The sequence below is a fragment of the Micromonospora sp. NPDC000663 genome, from assembly GCF_042898105.1.
Classification (GTDB): domain Bacteria; phylum Actinomycetota; class Actinomycetes; order Mycobacteriales; family Micromonosporaceae; genus Micromonospora.
On record NZ_JBIAYR010000003.1, the window covers coordinates 337,259 to 358,346 of the forward strand.

Sequence of the window (21,088 nt, forward strand, 5' to 3'; positions counted from 1 at the left end):
GCGGACGACGAGCTCTCACTGCACGAGCTGATCGACGGCCCGACGGAGACGCTGTCGGCGCGGACCCAGGCCGCGGCACGGCGTCCGGAGTCGGGCGGCCGCACTCTGGTGGAGCTGCCCCGGATGCCGGCGGCCGGCCCGCTGTACCGGCGGGCCGTGCTCGGTGCGCTGCCGGGCCTCGGCGGCGGCCGACGCGGGACCGACCTGCCGACTGTCGAGTTGGCCGCCGGCGGGGTGACAGTCGACCGAGCGCACCTGGCCGACTACGACCGGGTCTGCGGGTTCCGTCTCACCGATCGACTGCCTGCCACGTATCCGCACGTCATGGGCTTTCCGCTGGCGCTGCGTCTGATGACCGCGCCGGAGTTCCCCATCCCGCTGATCGGCCTGGTGCACATCGGCAACCGGATCACCGTGCACCGCCCGATCACCGCTGACGAGACTGTCGACTTCACCACGTACGCGCAGGACCTGCGTCCGCACGACCGGGGCCGGCAGGTGGACGTGGTGCTTGTCGGCTCGGTCGACGGGGAAGAGGTCTGGCGCGGCGTCTCGACGTACCTGGGTCGGGAACGCACGTCCGGTGGCGGTGCTCGGGGTGAGCGTCCCGAGGCACCAGCCGCTTCGGCCCGTTGGCGTGTGGAGCCCGGCGTCGGCACGGGGTACGCGCGGGTGTCCGGGGACCACAACCCGATCCACACGTCCCGGCTCGGGGCGCGGCTGTTCGGGTTCCGCCGGCCGATCGCGCACGGCATGTGGAGCAAGGCGCGCTGCCTCGCCGCGATGGAGAGCCGGCTGCCGGACGTCTACACGGTCGAGGTCGCCTTCAAGTTGCCGGTGTCCCTGCCGAGCACTGTCAGCTTCGCCCTCCTGCCGGACGGCGGGTTCGCCCTGCACGACTCGCGTGGTCGACCGCATCTGGCGGGTCTTCTGCGCTGACGCGATTTCGGGCTTGGCAGGGACACCATCGCGCGCTAAGTTGTTCTCACACCGAGATGTTCTCATAGTGAGGGTGACGGGATGAACGAGCAGGAGTTCCTGGAGGCGTACGACCCCCGGGCCTACCCGTCGGTCGCCGTGACAGTCGACGTGGTGGCGTTGACCATCCGCGACGACGCGCTGCACCTGCTGCTGATCAGGCGGAGCCAGCCACCCTTCGAGGGTCACTGGGCGTTGCCCGGCGGCTTCGTCCAACCCGACGAGGACCTGAGCGCCGGCGCCCGACGGGAGCTGGCCGAGGAGACCGGGCTCGGCGGCGAGAGGCTGCGCCGCGTACACCTCGAGCAGTTGGGCAGCTACGGCGATCCCGACCGTGACCCGCGGATGCGCGTTGTCTCGATCGCCCACCTCGCGTTCGCCCCGGACCTGCCCGACCCGGCCGCCGGCAGCGACGCCGACGCGGCGATCTGGCTGCCGGTGACCGCGTTGACCAGCCGGCAGCTCGCCTTCGACCACGGCCGGATCATCGACGACGCGCTGGAGCGCGCCCGGTCCAAGCTGGAGTACACACCGCTGGCCACCCGCTTCCTCGCCACCGAGTTCACCATCAGCGAGCTACGCGCCGTCTACGAGACGGTCTGGGGTCACCCGCTGCACGCCGGCAACTTCCACCGCAAGGTGCTCTCCGTCCCCGGCTTCGTGGAGAGCACAGGCGCCAGCACCGAACGCGGCGGCACCCGGGGCGGCCCCCGCGCCCGGCTCTACCGGGTCGGCGACGCCCGACTGCTGCATCCGGCCCTGCTGCGCCCCGCCCGCGAGGAGACCGTGCGATGAGAACCGTGGAGGCCATCGACCTGGTCACGGCCGCCCGCACCGACACCGACCTGTTCGGCACGGACCACCCGGCCCGCCGCTACCGCGAGCTGGTCGCGGCCCTGCACCCCGACCGCCTGCCGGCCGACCCGGCGGTACGCGCCCAGGCCACCGACGCGTTCATCCACGTCACCACCAGGTGGCAGGCCCGGCACGTCACCGTTATCGGCGACTACCGCCTCGGCGCGCCGGCCCACTCGGGTGACCTGGCCGACCTCTACGACGTGGGCGACGACCGGCTCCTCAAGCTGCCCCGACGCCCCAGCGACAACGACCTGATGGCCCGCGAGGCGCACGCCCTGCGCACCATCGCCGAGCGCGGCGACCCGCGTTACCTGCCGTACGTGCCCCGGCTCGTCGACGAGTTTCCGCACCGCGACACCTCGACCGGTGCCGAACGACGGATCAACGTGCTCGCCACCGCGCCCGGCCTGCACGACCTGACCGAGGTACGGCGCGCGTACCCCGACGGGTTGGACGCCCGGGACGTGGCCTGGATGTGGCGGCGGCTGCTGGTGGCGCTCGGCCTGGCCCACCGGGCGGGCGTGGTGCACGGCGCGGTCCTGCCACCACACGTGCTGATCGAGCCGGACGCCCACGGCGTCGTGCTGATCGACTGGTGCTTCTCCGCCCCGATCGGCGGCACGATCCCGGCGATGGGGCCCGGCCACCAGGACTGGTATCCGCCGGAGGTCTTCCAGAAGCGGCCCAGCGGGCCGGGCACCGACATCTGGATGGCCACCCGCTGCATGACCTGGCTGCTCAACCGCCACGCACCCCGCGAGCTGCTCGACTTCGCCCAGGACTGCCGGCACCGCTTCCTGGCCGACCGGCCCGACGACGCCTGGCGGCTGCTGCGCGAACTCGACCAGGTGCTGGACCGGCTCTACGGGCCACGCACCTTCCGACCCTTCACCCTTACCCCCTGAGGAGCTGTCATGGGCAGTGGAACCTGGTCCACCGACGTGTACGACGCCGCCGACCGCTACCGGCGCAGGACCGGCCGCAGCGCGTTCTCCTACAGCGACAGCGGGGCGCGCACCGTGCACCCCGCGCTCGACCCCCGCGACGCGACACGCGAGAGCCGCGACTCGGACGAGCACCCCCGCTCGACGCCAGTCGCGGTGCTCTTCGACGTGACCGGCTCGATGCTCAAGGTGCCGCGTGTCCTGCAGACCAAGCTGCCGCAGCTGCTCGGGCTGCTGCAACGGCAGGGCTACGCCAGCGACCCGCAGATCATGTTCGGCGCGATCGGCGACGCCACCTGCGACCGGGTGCCGTTGCAGGTGGGCCAGTTCGAGTCGGACAACCGGATGGACGACGACCTCGGCCGGATCGTCCTCGAAGGCGGTGGCGGTGGGCAGATGACCGAGTCGTACGAGCTGGCCATGTACTTCATGGCCCGGCACACCACCACCGACAACTGGGAGAAGCGCGGCCGGCGCGGCTACCTGTTCATCATCGGCGACGAGCTGGCGTACCCGCAGGTCAAGGCGCGGGAGGTGACCGGCCTGATCGGCGACGAGCTGGCCGAGGACCTGCCGCTGCGGCAGGTCGTGGACGAGGTGACCCGCCGCTGGGACACCTACTACCTGCTCCCCGCCGGCAGCCACTACTCCGGCAACGCCAAGGTGTTGGACTTCTGGCGGGACCTGCTCGGGCAGAATGCCGTCGTGCTCGACGACCTCGACGCGGTCTGCGAAACCATCGCGCTCACCATCGGCCTCGGCGAGCAGGCCATCGACCTCGACGAGGGTCTTCGCCACCTGGACCGCGCCGGCTCCGGTGCCACCGGGACCGTCTCCAAGGCGCTGGCCCGCCTCGGCCGGGGGCGGCGGGCCGAGGTGTCGACGCTGCCGGCGTTCCGCGACACGGCAGGTGGGGTGACCCGGCTGTGAGACACGTGGCGGTGGTCGACCTCGGCTACGGCGACGCCGGCAAGGGCACTGTCGTGGACTGGCTCTGCGCCACCCGCCCGGTGCACACGGTGGTCCGCTTCAACGGGGGCGCGCAGGCGGCGCACAACGTCGTCAGGCGCGACGGGCGGCACCACACGTTCGCGCAGTTCGGGGCGGGCACGTTCCACCCGGGTGTACGTACGCACCTGTCGCGACACGTGGTGGTGGATCCGCTGGCGCTGGCCGCCGAGGCCGACCACCTCGCCACGGTGGGGGTGCCCGACGCGCTGGACCGGCTGACCGTCGACGGGGAGGCGCTGCTCGCCACCCCGTACCACCGGGCCGCCAACCGGGCCCGGGAGATCGCCCGGGGAGCCGACCGGCACGGCTCCTGCGGGCTGGGGGTGGGCGAGGCTGTCGCGTACGGTCTCGCCCACCCCGACGACGCGCCCCGGGTCGCCGACTGCCGCCGACCGGCGCTGCTGCGCCGCAGGTTGACCGCCCTGCGGGATCGGCTGACCGCCGAACTCGGCAGGCTGGACGCGCCGCCGGTCGAGGACTGCCTGCCCGCGTTCAGCGGGTTCGCCGGGCGGGTCGCGATCGTCGACGGGGCGTGGCTCGCCGGAGCACTGCGCGCCGGGACCTGCGTCTTCGAGGGCGCGCAGGGGGTGCTGCTGGACGAGTGGCACGGCTTCCACCCGTACACGACGTGGAGCACCACGACGTTCGCCAACGCCGACAGTCTGCTCGCCGAGGCGGGTCTGGCCGGCGACGTGACCCGGATCGGGGTGCTACGCGTGGTCACCACCCGGCACGGGCCCGGCCCGCTGGTGACCGAGGACCCGGCCCTCCCCTTCGCCGACAGCCACAACCCGACGAACCCGTGGCAGGGCCGGTTCCGGTTCGGCCACTTCGACGCGGTCGCCCACAGGTACGCCCTCGACGTGGCCGGCGGGGTGGACGGCCTGGCGCTCACCCACCTCGACCTGGCGGGCCCCGATCTGCGGATCTGTCGCCGCTACGACACCACCGCGCGGCTCACCCCGGGCCCACCCGGTGACCTGGACCGACAGGCCGCGCTCACGGACCGCCTGCTGCGTTCCCGCCCGGTCTACGACGATCCGCCAGCCGACTGGGCGGAGGCGGTACGCGCGGAGCTGGGCGCACCAGTGGTGCTCACGTCGCGGGGCCCCACTGCCGACGACAAGACTCCGCACGGCCCGCTGCTCGCCCCGCCGGCCGTGGTGTGCTCGGTCTGACGTCCGGAGGGGGCGATCCGGCGACTCGGCCACCGAGCGGCGCACGCCCGGCGAGCATTGGTGCATGGACGCCCTGCTCGACCTCCTGCGTGGGACCGTCACGTCACCCTGGGTGTACCTGGTGATCTTCGGGCTCACCGCGGTCGACGCGTTCTTCCCCGCGGTGCCGGGCGAGGCAGCGGTGATCACTGCGGGGGTGCTCGCGGCGAGCGGCGAGCACCCCAGGTTGACCCTGGTGATCGTGAGCGCCGCCATCGGCGCGCTGGTCGGCGACCACATCTCGTACGCCATCGGTCGGGGCGGCGGCGCTCGCCGGCTGGCCCGGCTGCCCGACGGCAGCCGCCGCCGGGCCAGCTCCGAGTGGGCCCGCCGCGCCGTGGACCGGCGCGGCGGGATGATCCTGACCACCAGCCGGTACGTGCCGGGCGGCCGCACCGCCGTCACCCTCACCATGGGGGCGGTGCGCTATCCGCGGCGGTCGTTCCTGCTGTACGACGGCATCGCGACGGTCAGCTGGGCGCTGTACTGCGGACTGCTCGGCTACTTCGGTGGGCTGGCCTTCGAACGAGACCCGGTGAAGGGCGTCCTGGCCGGTGTGGGAATTTCGGTGGTCGTCACGTTCGGACTGGAGGGGATCAGGTGGCTGCGCCGTCGGGCGCACCGCCAGGCCGCCTCCCGGCACTGACGGCCGGGCACGTCACAGCAGATCGGCGTCGTACACCAGGATCGCCACCTGGACCCGGTTGGCCACCTGAAGCTTCGCCAACGCGCGGCTGACGTGTGACTTCACGGTGGCCTCGCTCATCGTCAGCCGCCGCGCGATCTCCGCGTTGCCGTGCCCGCGCGCCACCTCCCGGACGATCTCCAGCTCGCGGGCGGTGAGCGGAGCGAGCCGCTGACGCGCCGCGTCCCGACGGGCCGGTCCACGCTCGGCGAACGAGCTGATCAGCCGCCTGGTCACCGTGGGGGCGAGCATCGCGTTCCCGGCGGCCACCGTGCGGACGGCGGCGGCCAGCTCGCGGGGCGGGGTGTCCTTGAGCAGGAAACCGACAGCTCCGGCCTGCAGTGCCCGGTGCACGTACTCGTCGAGGTCGAAGGTGGTCAACATGATCACCTTGACGCCGGCGGCGATCACGTCGGGCGCGGCGGTCAGCCCGTCAATGCCCGGCATCCGCACGTCGAGCAGCAGCACGTCAGGTCGTAACCGACGGGCCTGTTCCAGCGCTCCCGCGCCGTCCGACGCCTCGCCCACCACACTGATGTCCTCCGCGGCCCCCAGGATCAGCCGCAGCCCGGCTCGGACCAGTTGCTCATCGTCGACCACCACCACCCGGATCACGCGGTTCCCGCCAACGGGATCAGAGCCCGGATCTGGAAACCACCGTCCACGGGCGCCGCCTCCAGCCGACCGCCGAGCAGTTCCACCCGCTCGCGCAGCCCGAGCAGTCCCTGCCCGGCACCGGGCAGAGCCGGCCCACCGCCGGACGGCCCGTTGCGGACCACCACCTCCAGCCCGTCGGCCAGGTAGCGCAGGCAGACTGTCGTCTCCGCGTCGGCAGCGTGTTTACGCACGTTGGTCAGCGCCTCCCGAACCACCCGGTACGCGGTGCGCCCCACCGTCGCCGGCAGCGCCGACGGAACGCCCTCGTCCCGGCGGCACACCCGCAGTCCGGCGGCGCGGGACTCCCCGATCAACCCGTCCACCTCATCGAGCCCCCGCTCCGGCACCACGGCCGGACCGGCTTGTCGCAGCACGCCCAGCACCTCACGCAGGTCGGTGAGCGCCTGCCGGCCGGTCGTACGGATCAGCGCGGCGGCCTCGACGGTCGTCGCGTCGGCAGCCGTCACCTCAAGCGCACCGGCGTGCACCACCATCAGCGAGACCCGGTGCGCCACCACGTCGTGCATCTCCCGGGCGATCCGGGTCCGCTCCTCGGCACGCGCCCGGTCGGCGCGAGCCTCCTGCTCGCGTTCCAGCCGGTCGGCCCGATCCCGCAGAGCGGCGAGCGTGTCCCGGCGCGCCCGCACCCAGAGGCCGAAGACCAACGGAAGTCCGACCAGGCCGGCGGCTAGTAACAGCACGTTGCCTGTGGCGGCGGTGGTGATCCGGCGTGTGCCGCCGACTGCCAGCCCGACCAGCACCCCACAGGCGAGCACCAGGGCCGCGGCGGCGAGGAAGCCGACGAGTCGCCTACCACGCAGCCGCAGACCCGCCTGGTACGAGGCGACCACCCCTGCCGCCGCGGCGGCGAGCACCAGCCAGCCCGCTGCCGCGGCCAGGTACAACGGCCAGCGGCGCCGCCGGATCGTGCCGGCGGCCCAACCCGAGGCCATCGCGAGGGACAGCGCGACGACCCCCGGCAGCGGTGAACGGACGCCTATGTCACCGGTCGAGCTGGCCCAGACGGCTGCCGCGACGGTGACGGCGAGCAGCACGGAGGCGTACCGCTGGACGGCCCGCCGGACGGCGACGGCGCTGGAGGCCACGTAGCGAGCGTAGGACCCCACGAACGGATCGGGCCGTCCCGCGCAGCCGAACCCGGGTGCGGTGAGGGATGACCCCTAGCCGCCGTCGGGGCTGGATGCGACCTAAGTAGCGGTGCCCGTCTGACCACTGGCCGAGGGCGGGAGCCGCCGCCCACACCAGCATCAGGATCATGGATCTGCTCAACCTGCTGCACGAGACGATGTCCTCGCCCTGGGTGTACCTGGCGATCTTCGCGATCGCGGTGCTCGACGGCTTCTTCCCGGTGGTGCCGAGCGAGACGGCGGTGATCACCGCAGGGGTGTTCGCCGCCTCCGGCGCGCCGTACCTGTCGGCGGTGATCCTGGTGGCCGCCGCCGGGGCGCTGGTGGGTGACCACGTCTCGTACGCCATCGGGCGGGGCGGCGGCGCGCGGCTGCTTGACCGGCTGCCGCCCGACGGTCGGCGTCGTGACGCCGTCGAGTGGGCCCGGCGGGGAATCGCGACGCGCGGTGGGCTGATCCTCACCGTGTCCCGCTACGTGCCTGGCGGCCGGACCGCGGTCACCCTCACCATGGGCGCGGTGCACTATCCCCGCCGACGCTTCCTGGCCTTCGACGCGCTCGCCGCCGGCTCGTGGGGGCTGTACTCGGCGCTGGTCGGTTACGTGGGTGGGCTGGCCTTCGAACAGGACCCGCTGCGTGGGCTGCTACTCGGTCTGGGCCTCGCGCTGGCGGTGACGCTGGTCGTCGAGGTGGTCCGCTGGTTGCGCAACCGCCGCCGGCCCGCGCGGCCGGCACCGGTGACCGCGCCGCTGGACCGGACCCCGGTGCGGTGACGTCCAAGTGGTCAGTCGACAGGCGGACGCCAGGTGACGCCGTGCAGGAGCTGGGCGGCGCCGAGCCAGGCCACGTTCATCATCCGGGTGGCCGTCTTCTCCGGGTCGGCGTCCGGGTGGTCCGCGAGCCAGTCGGCGAGCGACTCGGACGCGCCGACAAGCGCGTACGCGACGACCTCCAGGTCGATGGCGGCGATCTCGCGGCCCTCCGCGCGCAGCGCGTGGTCGAGCATCCCGGCGACCACCTCGACCAGCCGGGCGCGCATCGCTGCCAACTCACCGGCGAACGGCTGCTCGCCCCGGGCCTGCCGGTAGAGCACCGCCCAGCCGTCGCGGTGTGCGCCCACGAAGCCGAAGAACGCCCGCAGCCCGCGCCAGAGCCGTTCGTCGGCCGGCAGGTCCGGGGCGGCGGCACCGGCGATGGCCTGCATCATCCGGGTGCCCTCCCGGTGCAGGCAGGCGACGAAGAGTTCCTCCTTGGTGCCCAGGTACGCGTACACCATGGGCTTGGAGATGCCTGCGTCCTCCGCGATCTCGTCCATGCTGGCGGCGTGGAAGCCGCGCCGGGAGAAGACCTTCACTGCCGCGTCGAGCATCTGCTGCTCCCGGACGGCGCGTGGCAGGCGCTTGAAGGCGGGGACGGTGGACACCTTGCGAGCATACCTACTCGTGCGTAGGGTTACGCACGAGTAGCCAAATCTTCCGGAAGGCACACCTGATGACTGACTTCGACCCGGCCACCTTCGCCAACGTCGGCCCCAAGGAGTTCGCCCAGCTGGTCAAGTCCACCCCGGACGACAAGATCGCCCAGGTGATGTCCGGTGACCTGCGCGGCAAGATCCTGGGCGAGGTGTTCGGCCGGATGCCGTCGCTGTTCCGCGCCGACCGGGCCGGCTCCACCAACGCGGTCATCCACTGGATCATCACCGGGCGTCCGGACGGCGGCAACGACACCTACGAGGTCGTCATCGCAGACGGCAAGTGCGACGTGAACGAGACCCCGCAGCACGACCCGAAGCTGAGCCTCACCATGGGCCCCGTCGAGTTCCTGAAGATCGTCTCCGGTGGCGCCAACCCGGTGATGATGTTCATGACCGGCAAGCTGAAGGCCAAGGGCGACCTCGGCCTCGCCGCCAACATCGCCAACCTGTTCGACATCCCCAAGGCCTGACATGGGCGAGTTCTCGCTAGACCTGAACGAGGAACAGCGGGATCTACGCGACTGGGTGCACGGCTTCGCCGCCGAGGTCGTGCGCCCGGCCGCCGCCGAGTGGGACGAACGCGAGGACACCCCCTGGCCGGTGATCCAGGAGGCCGCCAAGGTCGGCCTCTACGGCTTCGAGTTCCTCGCCACCTGCTGGGCCGACCCGACCGGGCTGTCGCTGCCGATCGCCAGTGAGGAACTCTTCTGGGGTGACGCCGGCATCGGCCTGTCCATCTTCGGCACCTCGCTCGCTGTCGCCGCCATCTACGGCGCCGGCACCCCCGACCAGATGGTCGAGTGGGTGCCACAGTGCTTCGGCGACGTCGACTCGCCGGCCGTCGCCGCGTTCTGCACAAGCGAACCCGAAGCCGGCTCCGACGTCGGCGCGATGCGCACCCGGGCCGTCTACGACGAGGCAACCGACGAGTGGGTGCTGAACGGCCAGAAGGCGTACGCCACGAACGGCGGCATCGCCGGCGTGCACGTGGTCACCGCCTCCGTCGACCCCACGCTCGGCTCCCGGGGCCAGGCGGCGTTCGTCGTACCGCCGGGCACCCCCGGCCTCACCGCCACCCGCAAGCTGCGCAAGCTCGGCCTGCGCGCGTCGCACACCGCCGACGTCTTCCTCGACGGGGTACGCGTACCCGGCCGTTGCCTGCTCGGCGGCAAGGACTCCCTCGACGAGCGGTTGTCCCGCGCCCGCTCCGGGCAACGGGCCAGTGGGCAGGCCGCCATGCGCACCTTCGAGCTGTCCCGACCCACGGTGGGCGCGCAGGCCCTCGGCGTGGCCCGGGCCGCCTACGAGTACGCGCTGGACTACGCCAAGGACCGGGTCCAGTTCGGACGGCCCATCATCGAGAACCAGGCCGTCGCCTTCGCGCTCGCCGACATGCGGATGGAGATCGACGCCGCGCGGCTGCTCGTCTGGCGGGCCTCCTGGATGGGCCGCAACAACCGTCCGTTCACCGCCGGTGAGGGCTCGATGTCCAAGCTCAAGGCCGGCGAGGTGGCGGTGTCGGTCACCGAGAAGGCGGTGCAGCTGCTCGGCGGAGCCGGCTTCCTGCGCGACCACCCGGTCGAACGCTGGTACCGCGACGCCAAGATCTACACCATCTTCGAGGGCACCTCGGAGATCCAGCGGCTGGTCATCGCGCGGGCGATCTCCGGAATGCAGATCCGCTGACCCTCGGGTCGGCTGCCGCTCGGGTCGGACACCTGCTGATCCGGCCCGGGCGGCGCCCCCTACCTATCCGTGCCGTCTTCGTCACCCCCGCCGACGCAGGCTGGGCCCGCTGCCACGCCCGGTGCATGATCAAGGAAGACGCCCCGACGGACGGGGCTGTCCGCGTACCGCCCCGACAAGGAGGTCTGCGGCATGGACCTGCCGTTCATCGTTGCCACGCTGACCCGTCGCGGCCTGCTCACCCCGGGCCGGCCGGTCCGGATCGCCTCGCAGCTCAACGCGTTGCGCACCTGGGGGTGGAGCCTCGCCGGCGAGCTGCGCCAGGCAGCCGCGCGCGACCCCGGCCGGCTGGCCCTCATCGACGAGGACGGCACCGAGCTGACCTACCACGACCTGCTCGACCGAGCCGAACGGATGGCCCGGTCGATGCGGGCCGGGCTCGGCGTACAGGCCGGCGACCGGATCGGCGTGCTCTGCCGCAACCACCGCGGGCTGATCGAGACGATAGTCGCGGCCACCCTGCTGGGCGTCGACTCGGTCCTCGTCAACACCGGCCTCTCCGCCGCCCAACTGGCCACCGTCGCCGAGGAGCAACGACTCCGTCTATTGGTGCACGACGACGAGTTCGCCGAGCGGGTCATCGGCCTGCCCGCCGAACTTCCCCGCCTCGACGAACACGCCCGCGAGGAACTCGTCGTCGGCGCACTGCCAAGTGAGCTGCGCCCGCCGGAGCGCGACGGCCGGATCATCGTGCTCACCTCCGGCACCACAGGGGCGCCCAAGGGCGCCCGCCGGCCCACACCGAGCGGCTTCGGCCCGCTGGTGTCCATCATCGACCGCATCCCCCTGCACGTCCGGGACCGCGTGATGATCGCCGCGCCGATCTTCCACACCTGGGGATTCGCCGCACTCCAGGTGTGCTTCGCGCTCCGCGCCACAATCGTGTTGCAGCGCCGCTTCGACCCGGCCGCCACGCTCACCGCCCTGGTCACCCACCGCTGCGACGCCATGTTCGCCGTACCGGTGATGATCCAGCGCCTGATGGAGGTCCCGCCGCCGGACCCGCGCCCCAAACTCACAGTCGTCGCCGTCAGCGGCTCGGCCCTGCCCGGAGGGCTGGCGCCCAGGTTCATGGACGTCTACGGCGACGTGCTCTACAACCTCTACGGCTCCACCGAGGTCTCCTGGGCCTCCATCGCCGGCCCGCCGGAGCTGCGCCAGGCGCCGACCACCGCCGGCCGGCCGCCCCACGGCACCCGCCTGGCGATCCTCGACGACGAGGGCAAGCCGGTGTCCGACGGCAGCGTCGGACGGATCTTCGTCGGCAACGAGATGCTCTTCGAGGGGTACACCTCCGGTGCCAGCCGGGAAACCCGTGACGGGCTGCTTGACACCGGCGACCTCGGCCGACTCAACGCCGACGGGCTGCTCTTCGTCGACGGCCGAGCCGACGACATGATCGTCTCCGGTGGGGAGAACGTCTTCCCGTCCGAGGTGGAGGACCTGATCGCCAGGTTGCCGCAGGTCCGCGAGGCCGCGGTGATCGGCGTACCCGACCCCGAGTACGGCCAGCGACTCGCCGCATTCCTCGCCCTGCACCCCGGCGAAACCCTCGACCCCGACGCGGTCCGCGAGTACGTCCGCCACTACCTGGCCCGGTTCTCCGTCCCCCGGGACGTGATCTTCGTGAAGTACCTGCCCCGCAACGCCACAGGCAAGGTGCTGAGCCGCGAGTTGCGCCGCTACTACGGCTGAAGCCCTCTTACGGATAGAGCGTCAGACCTGGTGCCCGCGCCAGCTCGACGAGCTCCTGTGAGGTCAGCAGCGGCTCGGGTGCTGTGGTCTTCGGCGTGCCGTCGGCCGCGACGACGATGTTGTCCGCCGTGACAGTCACCGACGTCCCGTCGACCCTCCGCAACTGGACCCAGCGCTGCACTCCACCGCCCGGGTCCCTGCTGGTGCTGATGACCACCACCCCATCGTCACCCAGCGTCCGAACCTGGCAATCCCGGTCGTCCGGCGCCTCCGCGCAGTCCGCCGGGTCACCCGCCGCAGTAGGCCGCATGGCCACGATGAGGTGGCCGCGCACCCCATCCCGGCCAAGCATGGCGATGGTCGTGTACTCCCGGTAACGGGAGTGGTAGGCGAACTGTGGCTTGGCACACTCGGGCGCCGCTCCGACGACAGTCACGTCGGTCGGCACGACGGCGTCGACCGCCGCGTGCAGCGCTGCCGTCAGCCGGACCTCACCGTTCCGAGGACTCTCGACCGGGCGGGAACGTACCGTGTCGTACGTCTGGAGCGGCGGTTCCGGCCCGCTGGGCGAAGGCGCGACCGTCCCACAGAGAGAGGGGGCCGAGCTCGCTCCGGGTGCCATCGGTGGTAGAGCCATCTGTTCTCCGCCGTTCCCAAGGCCCGCGAACAACGCCGGCGTGACTGCTACGGCAGCGACCACCGCCACCACACCGGCGGTGGCGAGCGTCCACATCCGGTTCTGACGACGCTGACGGCCGTCGGCGATCAACCGGTCCACGTCGATCCGGGTGGGTGGCGACACCGCCGTCGCCGCACGCAACTGATCAGTGATCTCATCCATTGGTCCGTACCTCCTCGGTGGGCGACGGCACGCCGACGAGACGCCCCCGAAGCGTCTCGATCGCCCGAGCCGACTGGCTCTTGACGGTGCCCGGGGTACAGCCGAGCTCGCGCGCTGTCTCCTCGACGGACAGGTCGCAGAAGTACCGCAGCACGAGGACGGCGCGGCGGCGCGGCGGCAGCTCGGCCAGCAGCGCGAGGATGGTCAGTCGGTCAGCCGCGCCATCGGTGCCGCTGGCAACGGCCGGGTGATCCGGCACCTCGGCCCACGCCGCCTCGCGACGCCACGGCCGTCGCCGCTCGTCCAACCACACCCGCAGGAGCATCCGCCGGACGTACGCGTCCGGATTCTTCATGGCGGACACCCGCCGCCAGTGCCGGAGAAGCTTGACCAGCGCCGCCGACACGAGGTCGTCAGCGGTGTGCCAGTCACCGCAGAGCAGGTACGCCGTACGCCGCAGCGCCTCCAGCCGCGCACCGACAAAGTCGCGGTAGCCCTCGACATCAAGCGGCAACCCCGCCACCCCCTCATCTCACCTGTCAAACGGCGGCGAGGAGGGCAGGGGTTGCCCAGGTTCAGCTGGGGATTGTGATCCGGCCGTCGACCGCGGCGGCGGCAATGTCGGTGCGGTGCTGCGAACCCGCCAACTCCACCCCGTCCACAAGCGCGTACGCGGCGTCCCGGGCGGCGGCCAGGTCGACGCCGGTGGCCGTACCGCAGAGAACCCGGCCCCCGGCGGACACCAGCGCCCCGTCGCCGGCCCGCCGCGCGGTGCCGGCGTGGATGATGCCCTCGCGGTCCGCGCCGGTGATCACATCACCGGTACGCGGCGCGGCCGGGTAGCCCTGCGCGGCGAGCACCACCGTCACCGCCGCGCCGTCCCGCCAGCGCAGCGGCGGGTGCTCGGCCAACGTGCCGGTGGCCGCCGCGTGCAACAACCCGCCAAGCGGAGTCTCCAGCAGCGCCAACACCACCTGCGTCTCCGGGTCACCGAAGCGCGCATTGAACTCGATCACCCGAGGGCCGGCGGCGGTCATCGCCAGGCCGACGTAGAGCAGGCCGGCGAACGGGGCGCCCCGACGCCGCAACTCGGCAAGGGTGGGGTGCACGACGTCGCGCATCACCTCGTCGACCAGGCCGGACGGAGCCCAGGGCAGCGGCGCGTACGCCCCCATGCCGCCGGTGTTCGGGCCCGTGTCGCCGTCGCCGATCCGCTTGAAGTCCTGTGCCGGCAGCAGCGGCAGCGCCGCCTCGCCGTCGGTGACCACGAAGAGGCTGACCTCCGGGCCGTCGAGGAACTCCTCCACCACCACCCGGCCAGACTCGGCGGCGTGCGCCAACGCGGCGGACCGGTCGTCGGTCACCACCACACCCTTGCCGGCGGCGAGCCCGTCGTCCTTCACCACGTACGGCGCGCCGAACTCGTCGAGCGCCCGGGCGGTGCTCTCCTCGTCCGTGCAGACGTACGCCCGCGCGGTGGGCACGTTCGCGGCGGTCATCACGTCCTTGGCGAACGCCTTCGACCCCTCCAGCCGGGCGGCCTCGGCCGACGGGCCGAACACGGCGATGCCCTTGGCGCGTACCGCGTCGGCGACTCCCGCGACAAGCGGCGCCTCCGGCCCGATCACCACCAGGTCAGCAGCCGTCTCCACAGCCAGCGCCGCAACGGCGGCCGGGTCGGAAGCGCTAACGGCCCGCAGCTCAGCCACTGAGGCGATCCCCGGATTACCGGGCGCGGCTACGACCGCCGAAACAGCCGGATCCGCAGCCAACCCGAGCGCGAGCGCATGCTCCCGCCCGCCACCACCCACCAAAAGAACCCGCACAACCCGGAATCCTACTGTCCCCACCACCCACCCCCGTTGATCATGAGGTTGACGGACTGTTCAGTGATCCTTCGGTCCGTCAACCCCATGATCGACGGATGCGAGCGGCGGCGATCGCACGATGGACTGTCTGCGGGATGTAGTTGGGGTGGAGAGTGTCCTGCCAGGTGAAACGGAGGATGGTCCAGCCGGCGTTGACCAGGCGGTTCTGCCTGCGGCGGTCAGCGAAGATGGCCTCCGCCGAGCCGTGTGCGTCCCGGCCGTCAGCTTCGGCAATCACCTTCGGACCGCGCCAGCCCAGGTCACCGATGCCGAGCAGGTATCCGTCGGCGTCGCGAACTTCCAACTGGAGCGTGTCTGGCGGAACCCGCCCATCGACGCATCGTAGACGGGTGCGGGTCTCCAACGGAGATTGGGCCCGGCCATCCGCTTCGGCGAGGTAGCCGCGTGCCGCGACCGCGCCGCGCCGACCCCGGATCATCGCTGGAATCGCTGCCAGCGATTCGGGCGAGAGGAGACCTTGGTTGAGCGCCGAGTCGAGCACCGACACCGCCGCGTACCGGTGCTCCCGCAGAATGATTTCGGAGACCGTCAGCCGGGGCTCCGTGGCCGCGATCCCGTTCACCCGCACCACCGCGCCCGGAGGGTGCTCGAGCTGGTGCAACACGATCGCGGGATCCGACACCCGCGCCAGCTTCGCCGCCCTGCCCGGCAACCCCACATGAATCTCGTCACGACGTGGCAGTCCGGCAATGCCGTACAACTCGGCCGCGGTGCCGAACACCGCGTGAGCGTTCGTGCCCAGCGAGAGGAGGGCCGCCCGGATACGGCAACGACGACCAGGCGAATCGCCGCATCGGCTGTCCGTCAGATAGACCGCTCGAGCGAGAGCCAGCCATCGACTGATGGCCACCAGGTGGTCGATCTCGTGCCGACTGAAGCCGGCCTGAAGCGCCTGCGCTCGGGTTATCAGGCCATCCTGGGCGCCAGCAATCGAGCGAACGAGGTCTGCACGGTCCACGAAGCCCACGCTGGCCGCTCACCGACCAACACCACCACCCCTGTGGACAGCAGCGCCTGATCGACGCGTGATCATGAGGTTGACGGGCTGTTGGTAGATCGAATAGCCCGCCAACCTCATGATCAACGAGGAGGGCCCCCGGGGGCGGGGGGTTAGGGGAGGAGGGGGTGTTGGACTACGTTTTCTTCTCGGCCGGGGCCTACGCCGATCACGCTGACGCGGGTGCGGCAGAGTTCCTCGATGCGGGCGATGTAGCGGCGGGCGTTCTCCGGCAGCTCATCGACGGTGCGGGCCTTGGTGATGTCCTCCCACCAGCCGTCCAGCTCCTCGTAGATGGGCGTGGCGTGGTGGAAGTCCGTCTGGCTCATCGGCATGTCGTCGACCCGAACGCCGTTGATCTCGTAGCCGACGCAGATCGGCACCTTGGCCAGCCCGGTGAGCACGTCCAGCTTGGTGATGACCAGGTCGGTGACGCCGTTGAGGCGGCAGGCGTACCTGGCGACGACGGCGTCGAACCACCCGCAGCGGCGCTCACGGCCCGTGGTGGTGCCGTACTCCGCACCGATCTTGCGCAGGTGCGCGCCGTTCTCGTCGAACAGCTCGGTGGGGAACGGCCCGGAGCCGACCCGGGTGGTGTACGCCTTGCTCACCGCGATGACCTTGTTGATCGCGGTGGGCGGGATGCCGGCGCCGACGCAGGCACCGCCGGCGGTCGGGTTGGACGAGGTCACGAAGGGGTACGTGCCGTGGTCCATGTCCAGCATGGTGGCCTGGGCGCCCTCCAGGAGCACCGTCTCGCCCCGGTCCAGGGCGTCCCAGAGCATGGCGCGGGTCTCGGCGATGTACGGCTTGAGCCGCTCCGCGTACGCCAGGTACTCCTCGACTGTGGCCTCGAGGTCGATGGCCTTGCGGTTGTAGACCTTGAACAGCATCTGGTTCTTCTCGCGCAGCGCGAGTTCCAGCTTCTTGCGCAGGATGCCCGGGTCGAGCAGGTCCTGGAGCCGGATGCCCATCCGGGCGACCTTGTCGCCGTACGCGGGGCCGATGCCGCGGCCTGTGGTGCCGATCCGGGACGAACCGAGGTACCGCTCGACCACGCGGTCCAGTGCGCGGTGGTGCGGCATGATGAGATGCGCGTCACCGGAGATCCGCAGCCGGGACACGTCGACGCCCCGCTCGGCGAGGCCGTCGATCTCGGCGAGCAGCACCTTCGGGTCGACCACCACGCCGTTGCCGATGACGATCATCGCGCTGGGTGACAGCGCACCGGAGGGCATCAGGTGCAGCGCGTACTTCTGGCCGTCCGGGGTGATCACGGTGTGTCCGGCGTTGTTGCCGCCGGAGTAGCGCACGACGTAGTCGACCCGCTCACCCAGCAGGTCGGTAACCTTGCCCTTGCCCTCGTCGCCCCACTGAGCGCCGAGGAGCACGATCGCTGGCATCTTTTCCGCCTCCAGAAGGCTCGGGTGCCAGGTGGCGACCGGTTGGCGAGCCCGGGGTGTCAGGTTAACAAGTAGTGACGGCGCGGCCGGCAGGGGTCGCGGCGAGAGGCAGGAGGCTCCTTCCGTGTACGACGTGGTGCTGCTCACCCTCGATTCGGAGCGGGACGCTTCCGGGGGCTGCGGCAGCGGCGGAGCCTGCTGCGGCGGTTCGACCGAGTCCGACAAGACCCCGGGGGCCGGCGACGCGGAACACTGCGCCACCGATCGGCCCCGCGTTCCCGTGCTGGCCTGCGCCGACGCGCTGAACGCCCGCGGCGCCCGGGTACAGACGGTCACCGCCCGCTCGAACGCGGAGATCGACGAGGTGCTGGCGCTGTTCGACGGGCCGGCCCGTCCGGACGGCCTGACCTGGCCCGACCCGGACAGCAAGACCCGGCTGGTCGTCGCGACGGCAAGCGACGGGCAGTTGCGCGCCGTGCTGCGCCGGCTGGTCCGGCGGTACGCGCCGGCGCCGAGTCGCCGCCCGGCTGACCTGCCCGACGGCCGGACCGTGCCCGACCTGCCGCCGGTGGCCGTCCTGCCGCTGGACCCGGCGCGCGGCGGCACCCAGCGGGACCTGGCCGCGCAGCTCGGTCTGCCGCGCGACCCGGCGGCGGTGGCCACCGCGGTGCTGGACGGCACGCCGCGCCGGCTGGACCTGCTGCGCAACGACGGCGGCTCGGTGACCCTGGACGGCGCTCTGCTCGGCGCCGCCGACGACGCGGGCCGGCCGCTGCACTGGCGGGCCCGGGTGGAGGTGGACGACACCATCCTCACCAACGGTGAAGAACCGCTGCTGGCCTGCGCGGTCGGCAACGCGGGCGGGTACGCGACGCTCGACGACGTGACGCTGCTGGCCGCGCCGGACCCGGCCGACGGCCAGGTCGAGGTCGCGGTGGCCGTGCCGGTGGTGGTCCGCTCGGCGTTGGGTCGCAAGCGGGTACGCCTGGAGGTGCGCCGGGCTCGCGGGCGGGCCGTGTCGGTGCTGCCCCGGGAGGAGAAGGTGCCCTACCTCGATGACGGCGTCGAGGGTGAGCTGACCCGGAAGCGGTCCTGGTGGATCGAACCGGGTGCCTGGGCGGTCTGGTCGAGCTGACCCGGCTGCGTCGACCGGCCCCGGTCGGCGGGTGCGCCTATCCTCGCAGGAGGACTGGGGAGGGCCGTAATGGACGAAAACGCCGACCGGGCGCGGAAGCCCGGCCAGCAGCCGGCGCCGGAGCGGGACATCGAGCCGCTCTGGCCGCCGGATCCAGCAGACCCGGGCGCGGCTGGCGTGGTGCCGCCGTGGGCGTCGGTCGTCGAGCAGAGGGGTACACCGCCGTCGACCGCGCAGTCGCCTGTGACTCCGCCGGTGGCGACGCCGCCGATCGGCCGCCCACCGGTTCCCGGGCAGCCCGGGGCGCCGGCGCTACCTCCGCCGTCGCCGTCGGACTACCCGTCGCTCACCGGTGCGGTACCGGCACCGGGCGGGTGGGGGAACAACGGCCCCACCTCGGGCTGGGCGCCGGCGCAGCCGAGTTGGCCGCCGCCGGCCGACCCGCCCGCGCCGAACGTGCCGAACGTGCCGGCCGCGCCGCCGAACGGCACGGCCGGGCCAGCGGGCCGGGACCAGCCGGACAACACCGGAGCCGCCGTTGCCGGCATCCCCGTAGCCCCGGTCGCCAGCACCCCCGAGGTGGCGAGCACCGCCCCCGGCGCGGGGACGTCGCCGGCGGAATCGGGCTCGGCCCTTCCCGCCCCTCCCGTCGGGTCGGGCGGCGTCGACCTGGACATGCCGTTCTCCCTGGACCGCCCGGCGGCGTCCGCCGCGCCCGCCGACAGCCCGGGCACCGGCGACAGCGCAGGCCCGGGTAGCCCGAACGGCGCCGAACCGGCGGCGTCTGCCCCCGCGCCGGCCGGCCCGGCAGGCCCTCAGGCGGGCGGCCCGACAGCAGCCGCCCCGGCAGGTCCGCAGGCCGGCGCCCCCACCGCAGGAGGCCCGGCCGGCCCGCAGGCAGGCGGCCCGACGGCTGCGGCCGCCGCCGCTCCGGAGTCGTCGCAGGGCGGTGGGGCCGGGCAGGACGGGCCAGCTGTCGGAACGGCGCGACCGCCCGCCGAATCACCCTGGGCGTACCCGCCGCAGCGACCCGCCAGCGCTGCCGAGCCCACCTCCGACGAGGCGTCCACCGCGACGCCCCCGATTCCCGCCCCGCCGCCCACCGTGCCGCAGCAGCAGTCCGGTGGCGCGGCCGGCCCGCAGGCCGGCGGGGGGCAGACCTACACCGCTCAGACCTACTCCCCGGGGATCCCCGGCCAGGTCCCGCTGCCGCCGCCACCTGACCCGTCGCAGTTCGGCGACCCGCCGCACGGTGGGGCCGTGCCCCAGCAGAGTGCGGCGGCTCCGCCGCCGGGGCCCTTCCCGCCGTCGCCGGGCTGGTATCCCCCGCCGTGGCAGCAGGGCACGCCCGGAGCTCCGCCACCGCCGCCGCAGCACTACCAGGAGGCGGACGGGGTGGCCCGGGTGCCGGCCGCCGGCTACCAGGACGCCGCCTGGGCACCGGAGAGCGCCGCCGCGCCGACCGCCGAGGACTTCGCGAGGCGCCGGCAGGTCCGCCCGCCCGAGCCGGTGGCGACCATGGGCGTACGCGCGGTGGTCAACAAGATGGGTCTGCTGAGGCTGTCGCCGGGCAGGCACGAGCAGGAGCTCAAGCGGGACATCGAGATGGTGCGCCGCAACTTCGGTGGCCTGCGGCAGGTGACAGTGGTCAACCCGAAGGGTGGTGCCGGAAAGACGGTGGCCATCCTTCTGCTCGCCATGACGTTCGGGCAGAAGCGCGGCGGTTACGTGCTGGCCTGGGACAACAACGAGACGCAGGGCACCCTGGGGATGCGGGCCCAGCAGGACTTCCACTCGCGCACGGTGCGGGACATGCTGCGCGACCTCGGGCAGTTCCAGGGTGCGCACGGGCGGGTCGGTGACCTGTCGCAGTACGTCCGCTCGCAGGGCGAGGGGATGTTCGACGTGCTCGCCTCGGACGAGTCGGCCACCGGCGGCGAGATGCTGACGGCCGCCGCGTTCGCCGAGATCCGCGAGGTGGTCAGCCGGTTCTACAAGTTGATCTTCGTGGACACCGGCAACAACGTACGGGCACAGAACTGGCAGGCCTCGATGGACGCCACCGACCAGTTGGTGGTCACCATGTCGGCCCGTAACGACTCGGCGGAGACCGCCGCCCGGATGCTCGACCACCTGGAGCAGAGCGGCAGGCAACGGCTGGTCCGGCAGGCGGTGACAGTGGTGTCGATGCCGCCGTCGCGCAAGGAGATCGACCTGCCGGCGATCCAGGAGCACTTCGCGGCCCGTACGCGGGCGGTGCTGCTGGCCCCGTACGAGCGGCTCATCGACAGCGGCGAGCCGATCCGGTACGGCGGGCTCTCCTCGGCCACCCGGGACGCCTGGCTCAAGATCGCTGCCGCGGTCGCCGAAGGTTTGTAGCCCACGGAAGGCCGGCCCGGTGTCGGGCCGG

Annotated in this window: 20 protein-coding genes; 12 read left to right on the forward strand and 8 right to left on the reverse strand. The window is 72.4% G+C overall.

Annotation, left to right across the window (positions count from 1 at the left end; all coding sequences use genetic code 11):
- Nucleotides 1-123: 123 nt before the first annotated feature.
- From ACFY1S_RS13825 to ACFY1S_RS13850, 6 genes are all read left to right on the forward strand, one after another.
- Nucleotides 124-939, forward strand: a complete 816-nt coding sequence (locus tag ACFY1S_RS13825; RefSeq protein WP_387117666.1) for a MaoC/PaaZ C-terminal domain-containing protein — start codon at nucleotides 124-126, stop codon at nucleotides 937-939.
- Nucleotides 940-1,020: 81 nt separating this feature from the next.
- Nucleotides 1,021-1,773 (forward strand): NUDIX domain-containing protein, encoded by a 753-nt coding sequence (locus tag ACFY1S_RS13830; protein ID WP_387116838.1) that lies wholly within the window; start codon nucleotides 1,021-1,023, stop codon nucleotides 1,771-1,773.
- A complete protein-coding gene (locus tag ACFY1S_RS13835; protein ID WP_387116841.1) occupies nucleotides 1,770-2,741 on the forward strand; it encodes a serine/threonine protein kinase in 972 nt (323 codons plus the stop codon). The genes ACFY1S_RS13830 and ACFY1S_RS13835 overlap by 4 nt, the downstream gene beginning before the upstream one ends.
- Nucleotides 2,742-2,750: 9 nt before the next feature.
- Complete coding sequence (locus ACFY1S_RS13840; protein ID WP_387116843.1) at nucleotides 2,751-3,710, forward strand: hypothetical protein; 960 nt, start codon at nucleotides 2,751-2,753, stop codon at nucleotides 3,708-3,710.
- Complete coding sequence (locus ACFY1S_RS13845; protein WP_387116846.1) at nucleotides 3,707-4,969, forward strand: adenylosuccinate synthetase; 1,263 nt, start codon at nucleotides 3,707-3,709, stop codon at nucleotides 4,967-4,969. The genes ACFY1S_RS13840 and ACFY1S_RS13845 overlap by 4 nt, the downstream gene beginning before the upstream one ends.
- 64 nt (nucleotides 4,970-5,033) lie before the next feature.
- Complete coding sequence (locus ACFY1S_RS13850; RefSeq protein ID WP_387116849.1) at nucleotides 5,034-5,654, forward strand: DedA family protein; 621 nt, start codon at nucleotides 5,034-5,036, stop codon at nucleotides 5,652-5,654.
- Between the two features lie 12 nt (nucleotides 5,655-5,666).
- Here the strand turns inward: ACFY1S_RS13850 and ACFY1S_RS13855 are convergent, their stop codons facing one another.
- Nucleotides 5,667-6,308 carry a response regulator gene (locus ACFY1S_RS13855; protein WP_387116852.1) on the reverse strand — a complete coding sequence of 214 codons (642 nt, stop codon included), beginning with the start codon at nucleotides 6,306-6,308 and terminating at the stop codon, nucleotides 5,667-5,669.
- Nucleotides 6,305-7,456 carry a sensor histidine kinase gene (locus tag ACFY1S_RS13860; RefSeq protein WP_387116855.1) on the reverse strand — a complete coding sequence of 384 codons (1,152 nt, stop codon included), beginning with the start codon at nucleotides 7,454-7,456 and terminating at the stop codon, nucleotides 6,305-6,307. Before ACFY1S_RS13860 ends, ACFY1S_RS13855 begins: the two co-directional genes overlap by 4 nt.
- A 170-nt stretch (nucleotides 7,457-7,626) precedes the next feature.
- Here ACFY1S_RS13860 and ACFY1S_RS13865 point away from each other — a divergent pair, with 170 nt between their 5' ends.
- Nucleotides 7,627-8,271 (forward strand): DedA family protein, encoded by a 645-nt coding sequence (locus ACFY1S_RS13865; RefSeq protein WP_387116858.1) that lies wholly within the window; start codon nucleotides 7,627-7,629, stop codon nucleotides 8,269-8,271.
- A gap of 11 nt (nucleotides 8,272-8,282) precedes the next feature.
- Here ACFY1S_RS13865 and ACFY1S_RS13870 read toward each other — a convergent pair whose 3' ends face one another.
- Complete coding sequence (locus ACFY1S_RS13870) at nucleotides 8,283-8,921, reverse strand: TetR/AcrR family transcriptional regulator (protein ID WP_364369731.1); 639 nt, start codon at nucleotides 8,919-8,921, stop codon at nucleotides 8,283-8,285.
- A 68-nt stretch (nucleotides 8,922-8,989) separates the two neighbouring features.
- On the opposite strand from ACFY1S_RS13870, the gene ACFY1S_RS13875 reads away from it, so the two are divergent.
- The 3 genes from ACFY1S_RS13875 to ACFY1S_RS13885 all read left to right on the forward strand — a co-directional run bounded on the left by ACFY1S_RS13875 (nucleotide 8,990) and on the right by ACFY1S_RS13885 (nucleotide 12,413).
- Nucleotides 8,990-9,442, forward strand: coding sequence for an SCP2 sterol-binding domain-containing protein (locus ACFY1S_RS13875; protein WP_364369734.1), 453 nt, complete (start codon nucleotides 8,990-8,992; stop codon nucleotides 9,440-9,442).
- Nucleotide 9,443: 1 nt separating this feature from the next.
- Nucleotides 9,444-10,658 (forward strand): acyl-CoA dehydrogenase family protein, encoded by a 1,215-nt coding sequence (locus ACFY1S_RS13880; RefSeq protein WP_387116862.1) that lies wholly within the window; start codon nucleotides 9,444-9,446, stop codon nucleotides 10,656-10,658.
- Between the two features lie 192 nt (nucleotides 10,659-10,850).
- Nucleotides 10,851-12,413, forward strand: coding sequence for an AMP-binding protein (locus ACFY1S_RS13885; RefSeq protein ID WP_387116865.1), 1,563 nt, complete (start codon nucleotides 10,851-10,853; stop codon nucleotides 12,411-12,413).
- A 7-nt stretch (nucleotides 12,414-12,420) separates the two neighbouring features.
- On the opposite strand, the gene ACFY1S_RS13890 is transcribed toward ACFY1S_RS13885, so the two are convergent.
- The 5 genes from ACFY1S_RS13890 to ACFY1S_RS13910 all read right to left on the reverse strand — a co-directional run bounded on the left by ACFY1S_RS13890 (nucleotide 12,421) and on the right by ACFY1S_RS13910 (nucleotide 17,543).
- Complete coding sequence (locus tag ACFY1S_RS13890) at nucleotides 12,421-13,254, reverse strand: hypothetical protein (RefSeq protein ID WP_387116868.1); 834 nt, start codon at nucleotides 13,252-13,254, stop codon at nucleotides 12,421-12,423.
- Nucleotides 13,247-13,768 (reverse strand): SigE family RNA polymerase sigma factor, encoded by a 522-nt coding sequence (locus tag ACFY1S_RS13895; RefSeq protein WP_387116871.1) that lies wholly within the window; start codon nucleotides 13,766-13,768, stop codon nucleotides 13,247-13,249. Before ACFY1S_RS13895 ends, ACFY1S_RS13890 begins: the two co-directional genes overlap by 8 nt.
- 61 nt (nucleotides 13,769-13,829) lie before the next feature.
- A complete protein-coding gene (purD, locus tag ACFY1S_RS13900; protein WP_387116874.1) occupies nucleotides 13,830-15,080 on the reverse strand; it encodes a phosphoribosylamine--glycine ligase in 1,251 nt (416 codons plus the stop codon).
- Nucleotides 15,081-15,159: 79 nt separating this feature from the next.
- Nucleotides 15,160-16,101, reverse strand: coding sequence for a hypothetical protein (locus ACFY1S_RS13905; RefSeq protein ID WP_387116877.1), 942 nt, complete (start codon nucleotides 16,099-16,101; stop codon nucleotides 15,160-15,162).
- A gap of 152 nt (nucleotides 16,102-16,253) precedes the next feature.
- Nucleotides 16,254-17,543, reverse strand: a complete 1,290-nt coding sequence (locus ACFY1S_RS13910) for an adenylosuccinate synthase (RefSeq protein ID WP_387116880.1) — start codon at nucleotides 17,541-17,543, stop codon at nucleotides 16,254-16,256.
- A 124-nt stretch (nucleotides 17,544-17,667) separates the two neighbouring features.
- Here ACFY1S_RS13910 and ACFY1S_RS13915 point away from each other — a divergent pair, with 124 nt between their 5' ends.
- Both ACFY1S_RS13915 and ACFY1S_RS13920 read left to right on the forward strand, forming a co-directional pair.
- Nucleotides 17,668-18,678: a diacylglycerol kinase family protein gene (locus ACFY1S_RS13915; protein WP_387116883.1), complete on the forward strand. Its 1,011-nt coding sequence runs from the start codon at nucleotides 17,668-17,670 to the stop codon at nucleotides 18,676-18,678.
- A 69-nt stretch (nucleotides 18,679-18,747) separates the two neighbouring features.
- A complete protein-coding gene (locus ACFY1S_RS13920) occupies nucleotides 18,748-21,057 on the forward strand; it encodes a MinD/ParA family protein (RefSeq protein WP_387116886.1) in 2,310 nt (769 codons plus the stop codon).
- The last annotated feature ends 31 nt before the right edge of the window (nucleotides 21,058-21,088 follow it).

Excerpts from the sequence above, each read along its gene's own strand:
- ACFY1S_RS13850 (WP_387116849.1), top strand. The coding sequence starts at position 5,034 with ATGGACGCCCTGCTCGACCTCCTGCGTGGGACCGTCACGTCACCCTGG.
- ACFY1S_RS13835 (WP_387116841.1), top strand. The coding sequence starts at position 1,770 with ATGAGAACCGTGGAGGCCATCGACCTGGTCACGGCCGCCCGCACCGAC.
- ACFY1S_RS13825 (WP_387117666.1), top strand. The coding sequence starts at position 124 with ATGCCGGCGGCCGGCCCGCTGTACCGGCGGGCCGTGCTCGGTGCGCTG.
- ACFY1S_RS13840 (WP_387116843.1), top strand. The coding sequence starts at position 2,751 with ATGGGCAGTGGAACCTGGTCCACCGACGTGTACGACGCCGCCGACCGC.
- ACFY1S_RS13885 (WP_387116865.1), top strand. The coding sequence starts at position 10,851 with ATGGACCTGCCGTTCATCGTTGCCACGCTGACCCGTCGCGGCCTGCTC.
- ACFY1S_RS13890 (WP_387116868.1), bottom strand. The coding sequence starts at position 13,254 with ATGGATGAGATCACTGATCAGTTGCGTGCGGCGACGGCGGTGTCGCCA.
- ACFY1S_RS13880 (WP_387116862.1), top strand. The coding sequence starts at position 9,444 with ATGGGCGAGTTCTCGCTAGACCTGAACGAGGAACAGCGGGATCTACGC.
- ACFY1S_RS13865 (WP_387116858.1), top strand. The coding sequence starts at position 7,627 with ATGGATCTGCTCAACCTGCTGCACGAGACGATGTCCTCGCCCTGGGTG.
- ACFY1S_RS13920 (WP_387116886.1), top strand. The coding sequence starts at position 18,748 with ATGGACGAAAACGCCGACCGGGCGCGGAAGCCCGGCCAGCAGCCGGCG.
- ACFY1S_RS13875 (WP_364369734.1), top strand. The coding sequence starts at position 8,990 with ATGACTGACTTCGACCCGGCCACCTTCGCCAACGTCGGCCCCAAGGAG.
- ACFY1S_RS13830 (WP_387116838.1), top strand. The coding sequence starts at position 1,021 with ATGAACGAGCAGGAGTTCCTGGAGGCGTACGACCCCCGGGCCTACCCG.
- ACFY1S_RS13910 (WP_387116880.1), bottom strand. The coding sequence starts at position 17,543 with ATGCCAGCGATCGTGCTCCTCGGCGCTCAGTGGGGCGACGAGGGCAAG.